The organism is Bacillota bacterium (assembly GCA_023511835.1).
In the GTDB taxonomy this organism is placed as follows: domain Bacteria; phylum Bacillota; class Sulfobacillia; order JAIMAT01; family JAIMAT01; genus JAIMAT01.
Window position 1 is genome coordinate 1 of sequence record JAIMAT010000145.1, and the last position, 2,553, is coordinate 2,553.

The window sequence follows — 2,553 nt, forward strand, 5'->3', positions numbered from 1 at the left end:
CGCCCTCCGGCGGGCCGGCTTCCGCGAGCTGCTGGTGGTGGACGACGGCTCCCGCGACGCCACCGCGGCGCGCGCCCGCGAGGCGGGGGCGCGCGTCCTGCGCCTGGCCCGGAACCGGGGCAAGGGAGCGGCGCTGACCGCCGGCCTCAAGGCCACCTCGGGCGATCCGATCCTTTTTCTGGATGCCGACCTGGGGGAGAGCGCGGCTGCCGCCGTCGCCCTGCTGGAGCCGCTGGCGGCGGGCCGGGCGGAGATGAGCGTCGCCGCCTTCCCCGGGCCGCCCCGCGGCGCGGGCCTGGGCTGGGTGGTGGGGCTCGCCCGCTGGGGAATCCGCCGCCTGACGGGCTGGAGCCCCCGCTTCCCGGTCTCCGGCCAGCGGGCGCTCCGGCGCTCGCTGGCCGTGCGGCTCACCCCTTTCGCGCCGGGCTTCGGGGTGGAGACGGTGATGACCGTCCGCGCCCTCTGGGCGGGCGCCCGCGTGGAGGAGGTGCCGGTGCCGCTGCGCCACCGGGCGACGGGCCGCGACCTGCGCGGCTGGCTCCACCGGGGCCGGCAATGGCGGGACATCGCCTGGGCGCTCCTCCGGCTGGCGCTGGAGGCGGCGGTACGGCAGAGGCCGGGGGAGGCGCGGAGCTGAGATGGGCGGGACGGCGCCCGGTCCGGCATGGCTGGCGGCGGCCGCGGCGGCGGCCGCCCTCCTGGAGGCCGCGGGCGCCTGGGCCTCCAGCCTGCTGATGGCGCGCCTCGGGCGGGTGCGCCGCAACTACCGCGGGCGAGCGGTGCCCACCAGCGCAGGCATCAGCTTCCTCCTGCCCGCCGGCCTGGCGGCGCTCCTGCTCCCCGCCGGCGCCGTCCGACGCGCCTGGCTGGCGGCGCTGGTGATGGCGGCGGTCGGCCTCTACGACGACACCCGCTCGCCGGGCGAGGCGCGCGGGCTCCGCGGGCACCTGCGCGAGCTGCTACGCGGGCGCCTCAGCGGCGGCGTGCTCAAGGCGGCGGCGGGGCTGGCGACGGCGGGCTGGGCCGCCTGGGATGCGGGCGGTGGCTGGCCCCTCTGGCTGGTGCGGACGCTGGTGATGGCGCTCTCCGCCAACGTCGTCAACGTCTTTGACCTGAGGCCCGGCCGCGCCGGCAAGTGGCTCCTGGCGGCGCTGCTCCTGCTGGAGCTGGCGGGGCTCCAGCCGGCCGCGGCGGCGGCCGGCTGGATGGGCGCGGCCGCCGTGGCCGCCTGGCTTTTTTTCGACCTGGGGGAGCGCGCGATGCTGGGCGACGCCGGGGCCAACGCGATGGGGATCTGGACGGGCGTCCTCTTCGCGCTGGGCGCCCCGCCCGGAGCGCTGCTCCTCGCCCTCGCCCTGCTGGCGGGCGTGCAGGTGGCGGCGGAAGTCACCTCCCTCTCGTTCTGGATCGAGCACTGGCGATTCCTGCGTTTTCTGGATCAACTCGGCAGGCGAACGTAAATTCGTCGCCGAAACTGCCCGCGGATCCCTCGGAGGAGGCGACCGCATGGAGAAAGAGCGCGCCCCGGTCAGCGCGGAAGAGATCACCGCCCTCGTCAAACAGCTTCCTTCGGTCATCGGTGCCCGCGTGGTGGTCAACGAGTGGGGCGGCATCGAGGAGATCCACGTCCTGGCCACCGACGAGCGCTCGCCCAAGGCGCTGGTCCGCGACGTGCAGAGCGCCCTGGCCGCCCGCTGGGGGCTGATGGTCGACTACCGCAAGGTGAGCGTCGCCCAGCAGGCGGTGCCGCGCGCCCCCTCCCGGGTGCGCCTGGCGGTCGTCTCGCTCCAGGCCACCACCGACCTGCTGCGCGACGTCATCCGCGTGGAGGTCAGCCTGGAGGAACAGGCGCCGGCCGCCACCCTCTGGCCGCTCGACCCCCCGGCCAAGCTGGCCGGCCCCTTCAAGGGCAGCGCCGAAGGCGCCCACTCCGGCCGCGGCATGCTCCGCGTGGCGGCCGAGGCGGCACTGGCGGCGCTCAACCAGGCGGTCGACCCGCAGGTCCGCTTCTTTCTGGAGGAGGCTGCCGAGACGGCCATCGCCGGCCGCCGGGTGATCCTGGTCTTGGTCATCCTGCGTACCAGCCGCAACGAAGAGCCGCTGGTCGGGTCGGCGCTCCTGGCCGCCGACCCGGTGCGGGCGGCGGTCAACGCCACGCTCTCGGCCTGCAACCGTCGCCTGGGCCGGGTCTACGCCGGCCGCTACCGCTCGCCCAACGCGCCCCACTACCACCCCGCCGAGGCCCGCGTGGAGCTCTCCCGTCGCCAGCTGCGCGAAAGCGCCGCCGGCCGCGCCGAGGAGCAGGCGCCGCCGTCCCCGCCGCCTCCGGCACCCGGCCCGACCGGTCCGGAGGCGCCCGCCTCGCCGTGAACACCCCGGAGAGCCGCGCGGGCGCCTGGCTCCGGCGCGGGCGCGTCCTCCGCCTCCTGCGCCAGCGTCCCGGGCTCCAGGAACTGGCCGTCCTCGTCGAGGGCGAGGAGCCCGAAGAGGCGCCGGCCTGGGCCTTCCCCCAGCTCCTGGGCGGCCCGCTCCGGGCCGGCCAGGCCGTCTGGC

4 protein-coding genes are annotated in these 2,553 nt (G+C 77.0%); all 4 read left to right on the plus strand.

Features of this window, described 5'->3' with window-relative positions:
* A partial coding sequence (locus K6U79_11505; protein MCL6522979.1) for a glycosyltransferase occupies positions 1-637 on the plus strand: 637 nt, incomplete at its 5' end.
* 1 nt (position 638) lies between these two features.
* The gene (locus K6U79_11510; protein ID MCL6522980.1) at positions 639-1,460 is read left to right on the plus strand and encodes a hypothetical protein; all 822 of its coding nucleotides are present in this window, start codon (positions 639-641) and stop codon (positions 1,458-1,460) included.
* Between the two features lie 46 nt (positions 1,461-1,506).
* Positions 1,507-2,370, plus strand: coding sequence for a hypothetical protein (locus tag K6U79_11515; protein ID MCL6522981.1), 864 nt, complete (start codon positions 1,507-1,509; stop codon positions 2,368-2,370).
* A partial coding sequence (locus K6U79_11520) for a hypothetical protein (protein MCL6522982.1) occupies positions 2,367-2,553 on the plus strand: 187 nt, incomplete at its 3' end. The genes K6U79_11515 and K6U79_11520, both read left to right, overlap by 4 nt.

What these genes read in the sequence shown, in the direction of transcription:
- K6U79_11515 (MCL6522981.1), top strand. Translation starts at nt 1,507, where the DNA reads ATGGAGAAAGAGCGCGCCCCGGTCAGCGCGGAAGAGATCACCGCCCTC.
- K6U79_11510 (MCL6522980.1), top strand. Translation starts at nt 639, where the DNA reads ATGGGCGGGACGGCGCCCGGTCCGGCATGGCTGGCGGCGGCCGCGGCG.